Here is a 17,984-nt window from a genome sequence, read left to right as displayed (position 1 = left end):
GCAGTGGGCAAAAAACCCAGAGGTGGAGGAGTGGTCAAAAACGGCGATCCCACCGATCCTCGAGACGCTCATGGCGGAACAACGTGCACGCTGGCACCCCTAAGGACTGCTGCTGGTAGAGGGGTGCCAGGCACCGCCGTACAGCCACTCACCCTCAGGCGGCGACCGGGACGCAGCAGACGGTGCCAACCCGAAAGAAACCTTACTCTTGGCTTAGCGTCTTGTTAGTACCAGCTTGAAGGCGCAGTTTTGATGAGATTTCTAAAGTTCATGACGTTGGTGCTGCTGCCGCTGGCGGGCTGCGGCGGGCTCAGTCAGCCAGCTCCTTACAAGGGCACCATTGCCTTTGATGGTGGACTCACCGAACCGCTCTTGGTGCAGGTGTATCACAACGAGTTGGGCAGCGGCCACACAGACAAGCAGCTCGTGGTGGAGCTGACAGTCGATCAAACGTTGCTGAGTGCCGGCGATACCTTTCGCCGCGTGATTCTAGTCGGCAGTAACGAGAGCTGTACGGTCAAGGAGTATCTTCGGGGGAAACTGGAGAGCGAGCGCCGCGGCGCTTGCAATTTTCTCCACGGCTGGTTTGAGGAGACCGTCAACGGCCGGCAAACAGGCAAAACGATCAAGCTTGCGTTCGATCCAGCGGTGCTGGAGGGAGAGCACGAGCGGCTGCAGGCGGCTTTGCGCTCGCCCTAGTCTGAGGTCGGGATGCGTTGCCTCACCTCCGAAAAGGGGGCTGGCAACGCTGCGTGTCTAAAAGGACCCTTGACCTTGCAGCGGTAGCAAGCCTGAGCAGGTTGACTACTGCATCAAGCAATTAGAGGTTTTGTGCCTCACCCTGAAAACGGTTGGTTAGCTGCGGGTGGCAGCAACTCACCAACGACAGAGTGAGCTTTAGGCGCAAGGCTCGAAGGAACTGCCTTTTGAGTCCATGGCTCACTTTGATACGCAGCGTGATCGGTGGTCAAAACGTGCTTGTGTACAGTGCCCGTCTTGAGCTAAACGAGCGTGAATGGTCGCACACTCCACTCACTCGGTGCGTTGGGGAGTTGATACGCTTGCACATAGCTGAAACCACTCAGTTGCCAAAGTCCCGTTTGCCCCGTCGTCGCATTGCGCCAGAGGAAGTCGGGTGTCCGGTCGCCGCCTAAGTCAGCGACACCCACCAATTGCCAGTTCACATCTGGTGCCGCTGTGACGAAGTAGCCGCTTTGTAAACCCGTGCTATTCATCTGCCAGATCGCATTCTCACCCGTGACCCGATTCCGCCACACGATATCTGCAATGCCATCGTGGTCAAAATCAGCCGTGCCTGCCACCTGCCAGTTCGTATCTGCCACAGTGTTGAGATAGAAAGCACTCTTGGTGGTCAAGCCATTCATCTGCCAGAGGGCGTTCTCACCTGTAGATTGGTTGCGCCACAGCAGGTCAGCCTTCCCATCATTATCGAAGTCAGCCGTGCTGACAATCTGCCAGTTCAAATCCGCGACGGTGTTAATGAGAGCGGCGGTTTGGGTGGCAAAGCCATTCATCTGCCAGATGGCATTCTGACCCGTCGCTTGATTGCGCCACAGGAGGTCGGCGGTGCCGTCGCCATTGAAGTCGTCGGTGCCCAGGAGCCGCCAGTTCAGGTCGGCGATCGTGGCGAGGTAGTAGCCGCTCTGGAGTCCGGTGCGGTTCATTTGCCAGATGGCGTTCTCGCCCGTCGTCTGGTGGCGCCAAAGAATGTCAGCGTTACCATCGCGATCAAAGTCAGCGGTGCTAACGATCTGCCAGTTGGGATCAGCCAGAGTGGGAATGTAGTAGCTGCTCTGTAAGGTCGAGCCGTTCAATTGCCACACTACGTTCTGTCCGCTCACACTGTCACGCCACAGCAGTTGGGCATAGTCATCGTTAACGATCGTGCCTGTACCTGTAGTTGCGTTAGGGGCGATCGTCGCATACGTCGGGTTGAGCAGCTGCACCAGAAAGGTTTCATCTGGCTCGACTTTACTATCGCCTTTCACAAGTACGGTGATGGTTTTGCTTGTCTCACCCGGATTAAAGATAAGTGTTCCAGCTGCCGCTGTGTAGTCATTGTCAGCCGCTGTCGCAGTGCCATCCGCTGTCGCGTAGCTGACGGAAATGGTCTGTGTACTGGTATTTGAGAGGTTCACTGTGAAGGTATAGGCAGTAGTGCCGCTATTGCCTTCAGTGAGGGTGGGAATAGGGGTGCGAAGACTAACTGTTGGCACCTGAAACAGCTTAGAGAGGAAAAGATTAGTCGGACCGCCCGTTGCCAGGTTGAAGATGCCCGTGCCCGGGTCGAAGTCAGCAGTGCTATTAAAGTAGCCCGTGGTGTAAACATTGCCACTACTATCTACACTGATACTGCTAGCGCGATCGTCACTACTACCACCCATGCGTTTTGCCCAAACAACGTTGCCGTTCGCATTTAGCTTACTGACAAAAACATCAGCACCACCCGCACTGGCAAGGCTCGTGATGCTAATGCCAGTGTCAAAGTTGACTATGCCAAAGAAGTAACCCGTGATGTAAACATTGCCACTGCCATCCACGCTGATGCCATTGGGTTGGTCGTAACCACTGCCACCTATACGCTTTGCCCAGACAAAGTTGCCGTTGGCATCCAGTTTACTGACAAAAACATCATCACCACCCGCATTGGTGAGGTTCATGGTACCCAAACCTGGGTCGAAGTCAGTTGTATTACGGAAGTAGCCTGTGGTGTAGACATTGTCACTGGCATCCACACTGATGTCAGTGGCATAGTCGTCATTACTGCCGCCCATGCGCTTCGCCCAGATAAAGTTGCCATTGGCATCCAGCTTGCTGATAAAAATATCAGAGGCATCCACACTAGTGAGGTTGAAGGTGCCTGTGCCTGGGTCGAAGTCGGTGATGTTCTCGAAGTAGCCCGTGGTGTAGACATTACCAGTGGCATCCACGCTAATACCACTGGCACCTGCATAACCACTACCGCCCATGCGCTTTGCCCAGACAAAGTTGCCATTAGCATCCAGCTTACTGACAAAAACATCAGAGGAACCTGTACTGTTGAGGTTCATGGTGCCTGTGCCTGGGTCAAAATCGACCGTGTCAAGGAAGGAACCCGTGGTATAGACATTGCCACTGCCATCCACACTGATACCATTGGCATAGTCATTACTACTGCCACCTATGCGCTTTGCCCAGACAAAGTTGCCGTTGGCATCCAGCTTGCTGATAAAAATATCATTGCCACCCCCACTGGTGAGGTTTGTGATACCCGAACCTGGGTCGAAGTCAGCTGTGCCAAGAAAGCGACCTGTGGTGTAAACATTGCCACTGCCGTCCACGCTGATATCGGTAGGAGCGTCGATGTCACTGCCGCCTAGTCGCTTCGCCCACACAAAGTTACCGCTCGCATCCAGTTTGCTGATAAAAACATCATCGGAGCCTACACTGGTCAGGGTAACCGCTCTGATTCCGGGGTCGAAGTCGATGGTGCCAGAGAAGGAACCGACAATGTAGAGATTCCCTGTCCCATCGACAAAATTAGACTTTGAATCGACTGCCCCACCGTTAAACTGCTGCGCCTGAATAAAGCTACCCGCACTATCCAGCTTGGAGAGGAAGATGTTTTGCGCTCCGCCTGTTGCTAGGTTAAATGTGCCCAGTCCCGGGTCGAAATCGGCAGAGCCTTGGAAGTAACCCGTAGTGTAAACATTGCCACTACTGTCGACACTGATGCCATAGGCAACATCAAAACTGCTGCCGCCAATGCGCTTCGCCCAAACAAAATTGCCGCTCACGTCCAGCTTGCTGACAAAAATATCATTGCCACCTGCACTGACTAAGTTGAAGGTGCCCAGTCCCGGGTCGAAATCGGCAGAGCCTTGGAAGCGACCCGTGGTGTAAACATTGCCACTACTGTCGACACTGATGCCATAGGCAGCATTAAAACTATTGCCGCCGATGCTCTTCGCCCAAACAAAATTGCCGCTTACGTCCAGCTTGCTGACAAAAATGGAAGCCCCTGTACTGTTGAGGTTAAAGGTGCCTGTGCCAGGGTCGAAATCAGCGGTGCCAGTGAAAGAGCCTGTAGTGTAGACATTGCCACTACTATCCACGCTGATACCGTTGGCAAGATCATTACTATCACTACCGCCTAAGCGCTTTGCCCAAACAAAGTTGCCACTTGCATCCAACTTGCTAATAAAAATGTCACCGCTACCTGCACTGGTGAGGTTAAAGATGCCTGTGCCTGGGTCGAAATCAGCAGTGCCAGTGAAAGATCCCGTAGTGTAGACATTGCCACTACTATCCACGCTGATACTGTTCGCTTGCCCGTGACTATTACCACCACCAATGCCTTTTGCCCAAACAAAGCTACCACTCGCATCTAACTTGCTGATAAAGACGCTGGAACCACCTGCGCTGGTAAGGTTAAAAGTGCCTGTGCCTGGGTCGAAATCGGCGGTGCCACTGAAGTAGCCTGTGGTATAGACATTGCCACTGCCATCGATGCTGATGCCGATGGCATAATCGTTATTACTGCCGCCTAGGCATTTCGCCCAGATAAAGTTGCCGTTCGCATCCAGCTTGCTGACAAAGATGTCGTTGGAACCTGCACTGGTGAGGTTCGTGATGCCTGCACCTGGATCGAAGTCAGCGGTGCCACCGAAATAGCCTGTGGTGTAAACATTGCCACTGCCATCGACGCTGATGCCCTTGGCAATGCTGTTACCACTGCCACCAATACGCTTTGCCCAGATAAAGTTGCCGTTCGCATCCAGCTTGCTGACAAAAACATCATAGCTACTTGCACTAGTGAGGGTGTATGCCCCTGCTCCGGGGTCAAAGTCAACAGTGCCAATGAAAGAGCCAACCGTGTAAACGTTCCCCGTGCCATCAACAAAAGTCTTGGATGTAGAACTAAGTGCCCCCCCAGTATACTGCTGGGCACTGGCAAAGATGGCGTTATCCAACACGCCGCTGTAGCGCTGTCTAATGGTGGGTAGAAAGGCCAACGGCGCATCAATGTTGCCCGTATTCACCTCTAATATCCAATCGCCACCCAGAGCACTGCTGCCTGTTAAGTCATCAGAGGCAGCGACATCGGCGCCGGTAAGTTGAGCCAATTGTTGGACAAAGGCATGACCGAGCGCACCTTCTCCCACCTCACAGCCATACAGCAAAAGATCGGCATCAGCGGTCAGCGCGTTGCCCCACGACTGCAACTCACCGCTATAGCTACGGAGCTTATCTAGGTTCAGCCAGTCTGTACCCAACGCCAAGCCGCCAGCTTGTCCGTGAGAGACGATGTGCAGGCTTGCAAGGCCAGTGCGTCCCAACAGGGTTTGGGTGATTTGAGCAATGGCATCCTGCGCTGCGTTGAGCACATGCACTTCCGTGCCGGGCTGCACACTGGTCAGTAAGTGCTGGTAGTCCTTCACACCTGGATCAAGAAAAACCAGACTGGACGCGTGAATAAGGGTGGTGTGTGAGTCTGCTACGACTCTAGGCGACAGCGCTGTCGCCTGCAGAGCGGTTGCACTCAGGGCACTGGCGGTAGACAGTGGCTGAAGACTAGCGGTAGACGAAAAGGCTGCTTCCATGACAAGGGTGGCGGGGTAAAGGGTGTGGATGGCTGCTGTGCCTGACTGGCAAATAGGGACAGCGGTGCTAAAAGCGGCGTGGACGCAGCCAAGCTGCCGTGCAGCAACTGAACGCGCGGGTTTAAGCAGAGGATTCCCCAGTAGCGCTTGCTGAGTGCTGCCTTCAAGCAAGCTTCTCAACGCATTCATGCCTGATTCATAAACAAGACTGTGTGACAGCAGCCGTTCCACTTCGTGCTGCTCTTAACCCAGTGAAACAAAGGGCCCTTTTGGATACCCCTTTTAAGCAGCAACTGCTGCTGTGAGGCTTTCAGACTACGACCTTTACTACCTGTTTCTTGCTACCCCTGCACTGCGCTTTGGCTATCGCTGTAACATAAAGCCTAAGTGCTCAAAGGGAGAACGAGATGAGCGTAGTCAGCCAGCCACTGCAAAACTTGGAGGCACAAATCGAAGCCAGAGTGCAAGCCATTCGGGCTGACCGGGACTGGTGGCCTTGCCGCCGTGGCTGTGACGCTTGTTGTCGTCACCTCGCCCACCCACCGGAGTTAAGCCCAGCTGAATGGAGCAGAGTGGATGCTGCTGTAACCAATCTGCCCACTCCCATTCAAGCGGTGGTGGAGCAGAAAATCGAGGCACTGCTGCGGCAAAGCGTTGAGCAGACGCTAGGTGCGGCGGTGGTATGTCCCTATCTTGATGAACAAGCAGGAGCCTGCCGGATCTATGACTCTCGCCCGCTCGCCTGCCGGACTTACGGCTTCTTTGTGGCTCGTGACCATGACCAATACTGTAGCCAGATTGAAACCGAGGTCAACGACCGTGGCGATGTGGCAATCGTTTGGGGACATGCAGAGTCGCTTCGTCAGGATGTCGCACGGCTGAGTGGTCAACCGATCACCTTTGCCACGCACTATCGTGATCGCCTTAAGCCTTGACGACATGGCCGCAAAAGAACATCAAGGCCTTACTCAAGCTCCCGGAAGAAATCGCCTGGGTTAGTTGCACCCCGGAGCAACGGGGCAACGAGAGAGTAAGGGTTTCAGCCGCTGCAAACAGGCAAAACCACCGCTGTACTACCCCTTTTTCAACCGATTTGTGTCCAATTTAAGTCCAGAGCCACTAGTACACCCGCTGCACAACGTCTTCTGTGGGACGGCATACTTCACCAATGAGCGGCTACGTCACGGGGCAACCCCAGCAGTGCTGGTCATACTGGCCTAAAGCGAAGTAAGCGGCAGCCAGGTACCGGCTTGATCCAAGCGTTACCGGCTTCAACCTGGTAGCTTTTGCGAGCAAGGTGCTTCAACGCAAACCACTAAGAGCCAAGCGAGGCCCTTACCTGTACGCTAGAAAACGTTCACCCGTTAGGAGCGCTTCTCCCCTGAAGACAGCGACTCACCGGCCCTTCGACGGCTGGTCCTTAGACGAGCGAGACCCTCACGTGATTGATGCTTGGCGCCCATTCGACGAGTGGCTCTACCGCTACTACTTTCGGGTCACCACCGACGGTTGGCAGCACTTACCGGCAGCGGACAGCATGCTGCTGGTCGGTTCCCATAACGGCGGCATGCTGGCCCCGGATACCCTGATGTTTATGGTTGATTGGTTCCGCAAATTCGGTGCCGCACGCCCGGTTTATGGGCTGATGCATCCCAACGTGTGGCTGCTACCGGGCTATGCGCAGCTGACCGTGAAGCTGGGTGCCGTGCAGGCCCACCCGAAAATGGCGAGCGCGGCGCTGCGGCGAGGGGCAGCGGTCTTAGTCTATCCCGGTGGGGCAGAAGACCTGTGGTGACTCCACAAGGACCGGCATCGCATTCACTTTGCGGGCCGTAAAGGCTTTATCAAGTTGGCGCTGCGGGAGGGGGTGCCGATCATCCCAGCGATCTCGCATGGGGCGCATGACACCTTGATCATCCTCGCTGATTACTATCCAGCGCTGCGGCAACTCCACGAGTGGGGGATGCCCTGGTTGTTTGGCTTGGACCCAATCGTGTTGCCGCTTTACTTAAGGCTGCCTTGGGGGCTGGCGCTGGGACCCTGGCCCAACATCCCGCTGCCGGTCCCCATTCACACGCGCCTGTGTGCCCCGATTCGGTTTGAGCGCTCTGGTCGGGACGCGGCGCTTGACCGGGATTATGTGGATGCTTGCTATGAGCAAGTGGTGCGGCAGATGCAGTTAGAACTCGATCAGTTAGTGCAAGAGCAAGGTGGTCTGCACTAGGGTTGAGCTGCAATCACGGCCAAAAGGTGCCAGTACAGCTCTGACTGGTGCTGCTTTTGACAGTGGGAGCAGCCTTCTTGTCGAACTCGCAGAAGGGCGCGTAGCAATTTAGAGTTGTGCAAAGCTAAGGTTGCTTAGCTTTGCACAGAACATAGCCGAGAATGCCTCAAAACGGCAATAGTCGTTAACATACTCTGCAAATTCAGGACGACCCTTTTAGTTGTCGAGAGCTACAAATATTTCGGCTCCTAAGTTCGCTTCTCTGTGGCGATGATATGGACATCAATATTTTTGAGAGACTTCAGCAGTTTATGAGTTAGCGATCCACGTAGCATCAATTGCCATCGAGAGCGTTGACTTTCCCCAATCACAATTTGAGTGACGTAGTAGTTTATTGCAACGTCTGCGATCGCTTTTGCCTTATCCTGCTCACCGACCCGAATAAACTCTCCGCCAAACTCCTTACAGAGTTGTTCGCAGGTTTCGATATGCAAACTCTCCGTTTTGGTTAGGAAACGGTCAGGGTCATCGACAAACAGACAGTAGAAGGGAGCGTGCATATAGCCGGCGATTCGGGCACCGCGTCGAATCAGTTGGATGGCATTGGGATAGGTTGAGACACATACTAATACTCGTTCATGAATGCTACAAAACGGAGCGTCTGTTTTTGTGCCATTCGATGCTTGCTCAAGTGCCTCTTCCTCAATGTTGTCAGCAACTTCTCGTAATGCCAATTCCCTTAAGGCTATCAGGTTACGCCGTTGGAAGAAGTTTTGCAGGGATTGGTCAGCCTTTTCAAGGGCGTAGATTTTGCCGACTTTCAAGCGTTCTTCTAGCGTTTCCGGTGTGACATCAATAACGACTACCTGATCAGCTTCTTCTAAGAGGCGATCGGGAATACGCTCTCGTACGACAACGCCTGTGATTCGAGCAACCAGGTCGTTCAAGCTTTCTAGATGCTGAATGTTGACGGTTGAATAAACATCAATCCCTGCTGCCAAAACGACTTCCACATCCTGATAGCGTTTTTCTCGCTGAGAACCAGGGACATTAGTATGAGCGAGTTCATCAATGAGAACCAGTTGTGGTTCACGAACGACAATCGCCTCCGTATCCATCTCAGACAAAAGCGAGCCAGAGCAGTTAACTTGCTGCCGGGGCAACAGTTCTAAGCCTGCTGCCCGTTGTGCCGTCTCTTGCCGATTGTGGGTTTCGAGTAAACCAATTACAACATCAATGCCTTCCTGCCGTAGCTGATCGCCCTCTTCCAGCATGCGATAGGTTTTACCGACACCCGGTGCCATACCAATAAAGATCTTATGCTTGCCACGTCGGGCAGGACGAATGTCGGTGCTGTCAGGTGAAGGGTTTGACGAGTGATACATGGTTTAGCGGCCCAATGTGTCGAGAGCCAAGTTGAGCTTTAGTACATTGACACCCGGTTCGCCAAAAATGCCTAGAAAGCGACTATCTGTGTTCTGGTTGATCAGATCTTCGAGTTGATTGGGTTGCAATTCCCGTACTGTTGCCACTCGCGTAATTTGCGCTCTAGCGGCTTCAGGCGTGATGTGAGGGTCAAGACTGGAACCAGAAGTGTAAACCAGATCAGCCGTTGGTTTAATGCCTGACTGTTTCAGTTGAGCGGTGGTTTCTTGAACTCGCTGGAGCAGATCAGGATTAGACGGAGCCAGGTTACTCGCTCCCGACACACCCGTTTTGAGCATGACAGACTCATCTTTCGTCGGCTCTGCTGTACTGTAGCTGGTAGTACTGGGACGACTACTGAAGTAGCGATCGCTCGTAAAGGGCTGCCCAATCAAAGCTGATCCGACAGGTTGACCTTGAGCGTTTGTGATGATGCTGCCATTTGCCTGAAAGGGGAAGGCGATCTGCGCAACAGCAACCATGACCAGCGGATAAATCAGAGCAGTGATGACCCAAAGCACCAGGGTCGAGCGAATGGCTCTACTTGCTTCACGTGCGAAACTCATTAGAACTTCTCCGGTGCGAACATGACAAAGAACAAATAGATGGAAAGTGTCAGAGTTCCTAGTCCCAAGAGACCTAATGACCAAGCTTGGGTGCGAGAGCATTCACTGCTACTGGCGGCGTAAACGACGGGCGCAACAACCAGGTTGAAGCTCAGTGCCAGAAATAGATATAGCGGCAGCTTCTGCCTACGCCATGCTGACCAAAGCTCTGAGATTTCCCTAAGAGTTTCAGTTGTCGTTTGAAGCGGTGGAAACGGTGGTTTTAGAGGATTGAGGTTCATAGCTACAAGGTTGTTCAAGGGTTAGGACAACGGCAAAATCAAATCGATCGCCTTGATCGCAATGAAAGGAGCAATAATGCCGCCCAGACCGTAAATCAAAATGTTCCGTTGCAGCAGTTGATCGGCAGTGAGCGGTCGGAACTGCACACCTTTTAGAGCCAGAGGAATCAGGATGGGAATAATCAGAGCGTTGTAAATCAGGGCAGAGACGATCGCCGATTGAGCACTTTTCAAGCCCATGAGGTTGAGCGCACCAATGCCAGTCGCCGCAAAGATGGTGGGAATAATTGCAAAGTACTTGGCAATATCATTCGCAACTGAGAACGTGGTCAAAGCGCCACGAGTGATGAGCAATTGTTTACCGATCGTCACCAGGTCAATGAGTTTAGTCGGGTCAGAGTCCAGATCCACCATGTTGCCGGCTTCCTTCGCTGCCTGAGTGCCAGAATTCATTGCCACCCCAACATTGGCTTGAGCCAAGGCGGGCGCGTCATTGGTGCCATCGCCAGTCATGGCAACCAACTTGCCCTGAGCCTGTTCACGGCGAATGACATCAATTTTGTCTTCAGGTGTCGCTTCAGCAATAAAATCATCCACTCCCGCTTCCTGGGCAATTACAGACGCGGTAATGCAGTTATCGCCTGTGAGCATGATGGTTTTGACACCCATGCGTCGCAGTTGGTCAAACCGCTCTCGCAGCCCAGGTTTCACAATGTCTTTGAGGTAAATCACGCCATAAATGTCGTTGCCCTGGCACACAGCGAGCGGTGTGCCACCCAGACGGGACACCCGCTCGTAAGCTTTATCCAGCGTTGCGGGAACTTGACCACCGCGTGAACGCACAAAGCCTTTAATGGCATCTACTGCTCCCTTGCGGTACTCCTTACTATCGAGGTCGGTGCCGCTCATACGGGTACGGGCAGAAAAAGCAATCCCTTCTGCGAGTTTGCCATCCAGGTCAAATTTCGCACCTAGCTTCTGGGCTAACTGAACGATCGATCGCCCTTCAGGAGTCTCATCAAAGACACTGGCAACCAAACAAACATCAGCGACATCTTGAAGATTGTGACCGTTCACAGGGATAAACTCGTCAGCTAAACGGTTTCCCAGCGTAATCGTTCCGGTTTTATCCAGAACCAGTGTATTGACATCACCACAGGCTTCTACGGCTCGTCCAGAGGTGGCAATGACATTAAACTGAGCGACCCGATCCATTCCAGCAATGCCGATCGCACTCAACAACCCGCCGATCGTGGTGGGAATCAGTGCCACCAGAAGCGAGATGAGGATAGCGATGCTGGTGCCAGAACGGAGACTGTTGCCTGCCTCTGTGCCTAAAGCGTTATCCAGGAAACCCGCAATGTAGCCAGAAATCGAAGGAGTGGTGGCGACGACAATCAGAAACACCTGAGTTAGCACGGCCAGCAAGACCGTCAGGGCAATTTCATTCGGGGTTTTGCTGCGCTCGGCTCCTTCCACTAGGGAAATCATGCGATCAATAAAGCCCTGACCGGGATCAGAGGTAATGCGGATCACCAGCTCATCGGAGAGGAGACGGGTGCCGCCTGTTACAGAACTGGCAATGTCTGTCCCTGGCTGCTTCAAAACCGGAGCCGATTCTCCAGTGATCGCCGATTCATCGACAGAGCCCAGTCCCTGCATGACTTCCCCATCGGCAGGAATCATGTCTCCCGCCATCACCTTTACCTGATCGCCCCGGCGCAACTCGGTTGAACTAAGCTCCTGAATCGAACCATCCGGCAGCATTTTACGGGCAGTCGTGTCAGAACGGGTCGATCGCAGTGCCTCTGCCTGTGCCTTGCCCCGCCCTTCTGCCATCGCTTCAGCAAAATTGGCAAATAGAACGGTGAAAAACAGGATGAGCGTGATCATGCCATTGAGTAACCGCTGTTGTCCAAGATCGCCCTGAACTGTGCCAAACAGACTGGGATTGAGCGTGACCAGCAGAGTGATGGTCGTACCTAGCCACACCACAAACATAACGGGATTTCGCACCGCCACACACGGATTGAGTTTGACAAACGCTTCTCGCATGGCCCGTTTGTAAAGCCCTTTGCGCTCTGCTTTGGGAGTATGGTTGCGCTTGTCCCGACGACCACTGGGTACGCGCATTGAACGTGAAGTTTCCGGTTTCATAGTGTCGCTTACCCAATTCCTCTCGCAATTTGAAAGGCTTCTGCAACCGGACCTAACGCCAGCACTGGCAGAAATGTGAGCGTGCCCAAGATTAAAACAACACTAGCTGTGACTCCGGTAAAGAGCCCCGTATCGGTGCGTAGTGTTCCTGCCGTTTCGGGCACCGGTTGCTTACGCACCATGCCATCTGCCAGCAGCAGCAACGACACGATAGGGATATAACGTCCTGCCAGCAGGCTAAAACTAGTGCTCAAATTCCACCAAAGGGTCGCATCGCCTAATCCTTCCAAGCCAGAGCCGTTGTTGGCAGCGGCAGAAGCGTATTCGTAAATCACCTGTGACAATCCATGAAAGCCGGGATTACTAATGCCCGCTAGTTGTCCAGACGCTGCCAGGGTAATGGCAGAAGGAAGCAAAACGGCGATTGGGTGCACCAGCAACAGGAGAAAGCTTGCCAATATCACTTCCCGTTGCTCAATCTTGCGTCCCAAAAATTCAGGCGTGCGTCCGACCAACAAACCTGTGACAAATACCGCTAGAATCAGGTAAGCAAAGAGATATGCCGTTCCTGTTCCCTGCCCACCAAACACAATTTGCAGGAACAGATTGGATAAAGTGACGAAGCCGCCATTAGGCATCAACGAGTCATGCATGCCGTTGACGGCACCACACATACTGGCAGTCGTAAACACAGCAAATAGCGCAGACTGTGCCCAGCCAAAGCGAACTTCTTTTCCTTCCAAATTTGGGCTTTGACCGCCCAACAACGTATTCACCGCAGGGTTGCCCTGGTATTCTCCGATCGCCGTAATTACAATAAAGACAACCAGGATCGCCAGCGGAATGCTATACACCAACCAGGCTTGCTTCAAGTTATTGGCGAAGAGGCCATAAGTGATGATCATTGAGGACGGAATCACGAGCATTGCAACTAGTTCAACCAGATTCGTGAAGCCATTAGGGTTCTCGAAGGGGTGCGCTGAGTTGCTGCCAAAGAAGCCGCCGCCGTTCTCGCCTAACTCTTTAATCATCTCGAAATGGGCAACGGGACCACGGGCGATCGCCTGACTAATAGTTGGATCTTCTAGCGTTGGGACAACCACTGGGCCAGCTAACGTCTCTGGTATGCCAGCCGCCATGAAAACGATCACACCCACAAGGCTGATGGGCAACAGAATGCGAGTGATGGACTGAATCAAATCGACATAGAAGTTACCCAATGGTCTGCCTGTCAACCCTCGAATGAAGGCGATCGCTACCGCAATGCCTGTTGCTGCTGAGGTAAACATCATGAAACCCAGAGCCGCAAACTGGCTGAAATAGCTGTAGGTTGTCTCGCCAGAGTAGTGCTGCTGATTCGTATTCGTTACAAAGGAAATTGCCGTATGCAAAGCTAGATCCCAGGACGGCGCACCTAAACTAGTCGGATTAAACGGTAAAACTCCCTGAAGCATAAGAATCAGGTAGATTAGCACCAGCATGACTAGGTTGCTAAACAGCACTGCCCTGGCGTATTGCCAGCCGGTCATTTCCTCGCGTGTCTGCACTCCACTCAGCTTGAAAATAATGCGATCGAGGGGATTAAGTACCGGGTCAAGAAAAGTGCGCTGCCCCCTAAATACATGCGCCATGTAGCGACCAAAAAAGGGGGTCATTGCCACTACGATCAGCAGCGTTAATCCAATCTGAATCCACCCTTGCAACATAGTTTTGTTGAACTTGAATGTGAGTCACAAGCCATTGCTGATTCGTTGTGACCTAGCAATGGCTATCACTTATTGATAATGAAACCTCAATTCAAGCATGGCAAGGTATAGAGCAGTGTTTATTATGCTTTTTGGACTATATCAATAGTCCAAAAAGCAATGTTTAGGAAGTGTTTAGATGGTGTTTAGATGGGTTCTATAACTACAAATATAAGTTGCATCTAAACGCAAACCAAGTTGTATTTCCAGAAGACTTTACTTGAAGTTAGCTAGACTTTTGAGAGTAGGGCTAGCTCAATCATTGTTCTCCGTGTTTCAGTAGCTAAATGTTGTACTCCCAACGTACTTTTCACATAAAAGACTGGCATCTCAAAACATTTTGGTTAGTGGTAGGACTTTTTGCAGTGGTTTTCTTTCTGGAGCTAGAAACTCCACCTGATTACGTCTTTGGCTATCTCTACATTGGTCCAATCCTACTAGCAAGTACTTACTTGAGTCGGCAAGCTACCTTTCTGCTCACGCTGGTCGCCTGTGTTCTCACCCTGATAAATATTTGGCTGCCGGGACTTGAAACTGTTGAAGTGCCGACGATCGCTAGTCGAGTGATTGCAACATTTGCGCTCATCGTGACAGGCATATTGAGCAATCGCAACCGCTTCTATCAGCAAACAGTACTCCAGCAACAAAGCAAATTAGAAGCACAGGAAAAACTGGCAAGTGTGCGAGAGGATTTCACCTCCGCCCTGACCCATGACTTAAAAACACCCCTGCTTGGGGCGATCGAGACATTAAAAGCCTTTCAACATGGCAGCTTTGGCTCGGTTGAACCGAGTCAACAGAGGGTTCTAGCAACCATGATGCGAAGTCATAAAACAACCCTACAGATGGTTGAAACCCTGTTGGATGTCTACCGAATTGACAATGAAGGCTTGCAGCTTCATCTCGTGACCGTAGATTTAGTGGCGATCGCAGAAGAAGTCACAACAACAATGACCGACCTGGCGGCCAGCCGCCGAGTTCACATTTCTCTTACCTACGGAGCCTCTGATTTCCGCCAGTTTCTCTGGGTCAAAGGCGATACTCTGCAACTCCAGCGCGTGATGGCAAACCTGCTGACCAATGCCATCAATCACTCTCCGCGTGGCGAACGGGTTGAGGTCATTCTAGAACCAGGCTCCTCGCATCAAACGGTCAAGGTCGCGGACAATGGTGCAGGTATTAAGCTAGACGAGCTTCCTCACCTTTTTGAGCGCTTTTATCAGGGACAGAGCGATCGACAGGCAAAAGGATCAGGCTTAGGGCTTTACCTATCGCGGCAAATCGTAGAAGCTCACGGCGGTACAATTTGGGCAGAGAATCGACAAGCCACTGGGGCAACCTTTGCTTTTCGGCTACCCACGTTCCCGTATAACCCTTCCCCTTCAGCTTAAGATGGCATCCCCACCACTCAAGATTCTTTTAGTCGAGGACGATGAACTCTTTCGTCTCGGTTTACGGGTGCGGCTAGAGCGAGAGTCAGGGTTAGAAATCGTGGCAGAAGCGGAGGATGGGGAAACGGCGATCCAAATGGTCAAAGCTCACTCGCTCAACATCGTCGTTTTAGATCTTGGGCTACCGGGTCTAGGCGGTATTGATGCTTGTTGGCAGATCAGACAGTTGGCTCCGAAGCTCCCAGTTTTAGTGCTCACCTCGCATACACAGAAAGCATTGATTAACCGAATTATTGAAGTTGGCGCACAAGGCTATTGCATCAAAGGTGCGCCATCACAGACTCTAATTCTTGCGATTCAATCAGTCGCCGCTGGAGCATCCTGGTGGGATTCTGCCGCTACAACTGAAATTCGCGCTGCCTTTGAAAGTAATTCCAGTGCCATGTCCGCGCATGTTTCAGATCACTCGGCTCCCGTTCTAACGCGGCGAGAACAGGAAATCCTGGCTTTGATTGCGGCTGGCAATACCAATCAGGAGATTGCTCAGATGTTATACATTGCACCAGGGACGGTGCGAGTCCATGTTCATGCCATTTTGCAGAAGCTAGACGTGCGCGACCGAACTCAGGCTGCTGTCATCGCTATTCAAAACAAATTGATTGCTCGGGACTTACTATCCGAGCACTAAAGTGCCAAATATCTTAGGTACTAATCAAACATGCATTACCCAAAATGCTTCAAGTCAGCCATGTTTTTCTCTCTACTTCTTTCTCAGCAAAGCTGTTAGCCATATGACAAGTAGTGGCTCAACCATGCTTTTCGGCTCAGGCGCTCAGCTGCATGTTGGTCACTCACTAGGCTCAGTACAGCAGCTGTTGAAGCCAGTACTAGTGGGTAGTGGTCACTAACAAAACAGCAAGCAACGCTGGTCAGTACAATCACGGTTCTTAGCGTCAGCGTGTCATGGATCGGCGGTAACGTCATCATGGTGCAGCCATCGTACTTGCACTGCAGCATGAAGGCGACCTTAAGAAAGGCTGTATTTGACGATGGTAGCGATCGCCAAGGGGGAGGCTGGCAGCAATGCGTGTCAAAGTGAGCCATGACCTCAAAAGGAAGTCCATGCGATCACTGCTACTCAGGCTCACTTGCTTCGTGTTTAGTTGCTCAACCCGCAGCTAACCAGACCACTGGCGCACTTGCACGGTTCCTCCAGGGGACAACTAACCGAGGTGAGCACCTCCGGAGGCCTGAAACAACGCCAAGTCGTTAACGAGTAGAGGTTGCTGTGAAAGCTGACAAAAAAGAGTACAGCATCACTACCCTCAAGCTCTTACCCTGCTATCGTTCCAGCCTCATTGCACTACAGGACCGCTTCGCTTCCATGAGACCATGCAGGCAGAGACACAGCAGCCATGCGGTCGAGGCACCGGTTTGGGATAAATCGACCGCATGGGAGACGTAGATCCATCCGTCCAGGGTCGATCAATAGATAAACTCTGTACAATAAATTGTTCGACAGTCTCCATATCCTGCCACTTGCCATCGAGCGAAAAGCGCTATGCATACAAGAACACTGACGGGCAAAGTTGCCTTAGTGACCGGCGCTTCGCGCGGGTTGGGCGTCGCCATCGCTCACGCCTTAGCCGATGAGGGCGCGGCTGTTGCTATCACCTACATGGCGTCGGCGGCGAAAGCAGAAGCGGTCGTGCGTGCCCTAGAACTCAAAGGCTGCAGCGCTGCAGCCTTCAAAGCCGATCAGGGTGATCCCACCCAAGCCACTCCGCTCATCCAGACTGTGATGGAACATTTTGGGAGACTGGATATCTTAGTCAATAACGCCGCTGTCGCCTATCAAGGCAAAGCCATTGACCGGCCCGACATTGACAATGCCCTGATGGACCAGATGTGGGCGATCAATGTTGGTGGCGTGATCGCCAATATCCGAGCCGCCGCCAAGGTGTTGCCCGAGGAGGGACGGATTATCAGCATTAGTTCCGGTGTGGCAACGCGTGTCGGTTTTGCCGGAGCGGCTGATTACGCGGGCACTAAGGCGGCAGTGGTCGGCTATTCCAAGGGAGCGGCACGCGATCTCGCGCCCCGCAAAATCACCGTGAATGTGGTCGCCGCTGGTTTGATGGAAACCGAAATGGCTGCTGAGGCCGGCGTTGCAGAGATGTTGTTTGCCACACTTGCCATTCAGCGTTTCGCGCGCCTAGAAGAGGTCGCTGCCGGCGTGGTGTTCCTCGCTAGTCCTGTAGCCTCTTATATCACCGGCACAGTGCTCAATGTTGAAGGCGGCTATAGTGCTTGAGGAAAGCGTCAAGACTCAACACGCCGAACCTAGTGCTGCACCTGACCCAGTCTGCATGCTGCTGTTGTCAAGATTCGTTGCTGCAACACCCCGAAAATGTTTAGTGGGTTGCTGCTACCCACAGCTAATCAAACCCTCATTCTTCGTTGCACCGTTGCTCCGGGGTGCAACTAGCCAAGGTGATCGCCCGACGTCTTTCAGCTTGCTTTGACACCCAAAGAGGCAAGGCTCTGCTCGTTTAGCAGTGTTTTTTGTGGCTCCAACTGACAGACAGGTGA

The 17,984-nt window shown here is 52.6% G+C and carries 13 protein-coding genes and 1 pseudogene; 8 read left to right on the top strand and 6 right to left on the bottom strand.

Going from position 1 to position 17,984, the window contains the following annotated elements:
* A partial coding sequence (locus tag H6F86_RS31910; RefSeq protein WP_206756026.1) for a hypothetical protein occupies positions 1 to 228 on the top strand: 228 nt, incomplete at its 5' end.
* A gap of 42 nt (positions 229 to 270) precedes the next feature.
* On the top strand, positions 271 to 699 hold the full coding sequence (locus H6F86_RS10510; protein WP_190448557.1) for a hypothetical protein: 429 nt from the start codon (positions 271 to 273) through the stop codon (positions 697 to 699).
* A gap of 302 nt (positions 700 to 1,001) precedes the next feature.
* Here the strand turns inward: H6F86_RS10510 and H6F86_RS10505 are convergent, their stop codons facing one another.
* On the bottom strand, positions 1,002 to 5,834 hold the full coding sequence (locus H6F86_RS10505; RefSeq protein ID WP_190448556.1) for an SBBP repeat-containing protein: 4,833 nt from the start codon (positions 5,832 to 5,834) through the stop codon (positions 1,002 to 1,004).
* A gap of 176 nt (positions 5,835 to 6,010) precedes the next feature.
* On the opposite strand from H6F86_RS10505, the gene H6F86_RS10500 reads away from it, so the two are divergent.
* From H6F86_RS10500 to H6F86_RS33130, 3 genes and pseudogenes are all read left to right on the top strand, one after another.
* Positions 6,011 to 6,538 (top strand): YkgJ family cysteine cluster protein, encoded by a 528-nt coding sequence (locus H6F86_RS10500; RefSeq protein WP_190448555.1) that lies wholly within the window; start codon positions 6,011 to 6,013, stop codon positions 6,536 to 6,538.
* A gap of 506 nt (positions 6,539 to 7,044) precedes the next feature.
* Positions 7,045 to 7,398: a hypothetical protein gene (locus tag H6F86_RS33135; RefSeq protein ID WP_347240115.1), complete on the top strand. Its 354-nt coding sequence runs from the start codon at positions 7,045 to 7,047 to the stop codon at positions 7,396 to 7,398.
* Positions 7,399 to 7,413: 15 nt separating this feature from the next.
* Positions 7,414 to 7,827: pseudogene (locus H6F86_RS33130) on the top strand (glycerol acyltransferase); the annotation flags it as partial.
* A gap of 248 nt (positions 7,828 to 8,075) precedes the next feature.
* Here H6F86_RS33130 and H6F86_RS10490 read toward each other — a convergent pair.
* From H6F86_RS10490 to kdpA, 5 genes are read right to left on the bottom strand one after another with little or no spacing between them, the layout of a single operon-like run.
* Positions 8,076 to 9,212, bottom strand: coding sequence for a sensor histidine kinase KdpD (locus H6F86_RS10490; RefSeq protein WP_190448554.1), 1,137 nt, complete (start codon positions 9,210 to 9,212; stop codon positions 8,076 to 8,078).
* Positions 9,213 to 9,215: 3 nt separating this feature from the next.
* Positions 9,216 to 9,818, bottom strand: coding sequence for a K(+)-transporting ATPase subunit C (gene kdpC / locus H6F86_RS10485; protein ID WP_190448553.1), 603 nt, complete (start codon positions 9,816 to 9,818; stop codon positions 9,216 to 9,218).
* The gene (locus H6F86_RS10480; RefSeq protein WP_190448552.1) at positions 9,818 to 10,099 is read right to left on the bottom strand and encodes a potassium-transporting ATPase subunit F; all 282 of its coding nucleotides are present in this window, start codon (positions 10,097 to 10,099) and stop codon (positions 9,818 to 9,820) included. The genes kdpC and H6F86_RS10480 overlap by 1 nt, the downstream gene beginning before the upstream one ends.
* Positions 10,100 to 10,120: 21 nt before the next feature.
* The gene (kdpB, locus tag H6F86_RS10475; protein WP_190448551.1) at positions 10,121 to 12,256 is read right to left on the bottom strand and encodes a potassium-transporting ATPase subunit KdpB; all 2,136 of its coding nucleotides are present in this window, start codon (positions 12,254 to 12,256) and stop codon (positions 10,121 to 10,123) included.
* 8 nt (positions 12,257 to 12,264) lie between these two features.
* The gene (gene kdpA / locus H6F86_RS10470) at positions 12,265 to 13,962 is read right to left on the bottom strand and encodes a potassium-transporting ATPase subunit KdpA (protein WP_190448550.1); all 1,698 of its coding nucleotides are present in this window, start codon (positions 13,960 to 13,962) and stop codon (positions 12,265 to 12,267) included.
* A gap of 326 nt (positions 13,963 to 14,288) precedes the next feature.
* On the opposite strand from kdpA, the gene H6F86_RS10465 reads away from it, so the two are divergent.
* The 3 genes from H6F86_RS10465 to H6F86_RS10455 all read left to right on the top strand — a co-directional run bounded on the left by H6F86_RS10465 (position 14,289) and on the right by H6F86_RS10455 (position 17,706).
* Entirely contained in the window at positions 14,289 to 15,392 is a 1,104-nt protein-coding gene (locus H6F86_RS10465; protein ID WP_190448549.1) for a HAMP domain-containing sensor histidine kinase, read from the top strand.
* A 1-nt stretch (position 15,393) separates the two neighbouring features.
* Positions 15,394 to 16,080 (top strand): response regulator transcription factor, encoded by a 687-nt coding sequence (locus tag H6F86_RS10460; protein ID WP_190448548.1) that lies wholly within the window; start codon positions 15,394 to 15,396, stop codon positions 16,078 to 16,080.
* A gap of 873 nt (positions 16,081 to 16,953) precedes the next feature.
* Positions 16,954 to 17,706 (top strand): SDR family oxidoreductase, encoded by a 753-nt coding sequence (locus H6F86_RS10455; RefSeq protein ID WP_190448547.1) that lies wholly within the window; start codon positions 16,954 to 16,956, stop codon positions 17,704 to 17,706.
* The last annotated feature ends 278 nt before the right edge of the window (positions 17,707 to 17,984 follow it).

The organism is Phormidium sp. FACHB-592 (assembly GCF_014695795.1).
Lineage (GTDB): Bacteria > Cyanobacteriota > Cyanobacteriia > Leptolyngbyales > Leptolyngbyaceae > Stenomitos.
This window is presented reverse-complemented; position numbering and strand designations above follow the sequence as displayed.

Coding starts and splice junctions, on each gene's coding strand:
- H6F86_RS10480 (WP_190448552.1), bottom strand. CDS start 10,099: ATGAACCTCAATCCTCTAAAACCACCGTTTCCACCGCTTCAAACGACA.
- kdpC (WP_190448553.1), bottom strand. CDS start 9,818: ATGAGTTTCGCACGTGAAGCAAGTAGAGCCATTCGCTCGACCCTGGTG.
- H6F86_RS10500 (WP_190448555.1), top strand. CDS start 6,011: ATGAGCGTAGTCAGCCAGCCACTGCAAAACTTGGAGGCACAAATCGAA.
- kdpB (WP_190448551.1), bottom strand. CDS start 12,256: ATGAAACCGGAAACTTCACGTTCAATGCGCGTACCCAGTGGTCGTCGG.
- H6F86_RS10465 (WP_190448549.1), top strand. CDS start 14,289: ATGTTGTACTCCCAACGTACTTTTCACATAAAAGACTGGCATCTCAAA.
- H6F86_RS10460 (WP_190448548.1), top strand. CDS start 15,394: ATGGCATCCCCACCACTCAAGATTCTTTTAGTCGAGGACGATGAACTC.
- kdpA (WP_190448550.1), bottom strand. CDS start 13,962: ATGTTGCAAGGGTGGATTCAGATTGGATTAACGCTGCTGATCGTAGTG.
- H6F86_RS10455 (WP_190448547.1), top strand. CDS start 16,954: ATGCATACAAGAACACTGACGGGCAAAGTTGCCTTAGTGACCGGCGCT.
- H6F86_RS10510 (WP_190448557.1), top strand. CDS start 271: ATGACGTTGGTGCTGCTGCCGCTGGCGGGCTGCGGCGGGCTCAGTCAG.
- H6F86_RS10490 (WP_190448554.1), bottom strand. CDS start 9,212: ATGTATCACTCGTCAAACCCTTCACCTGACAGCACCGACATTCGTCCT.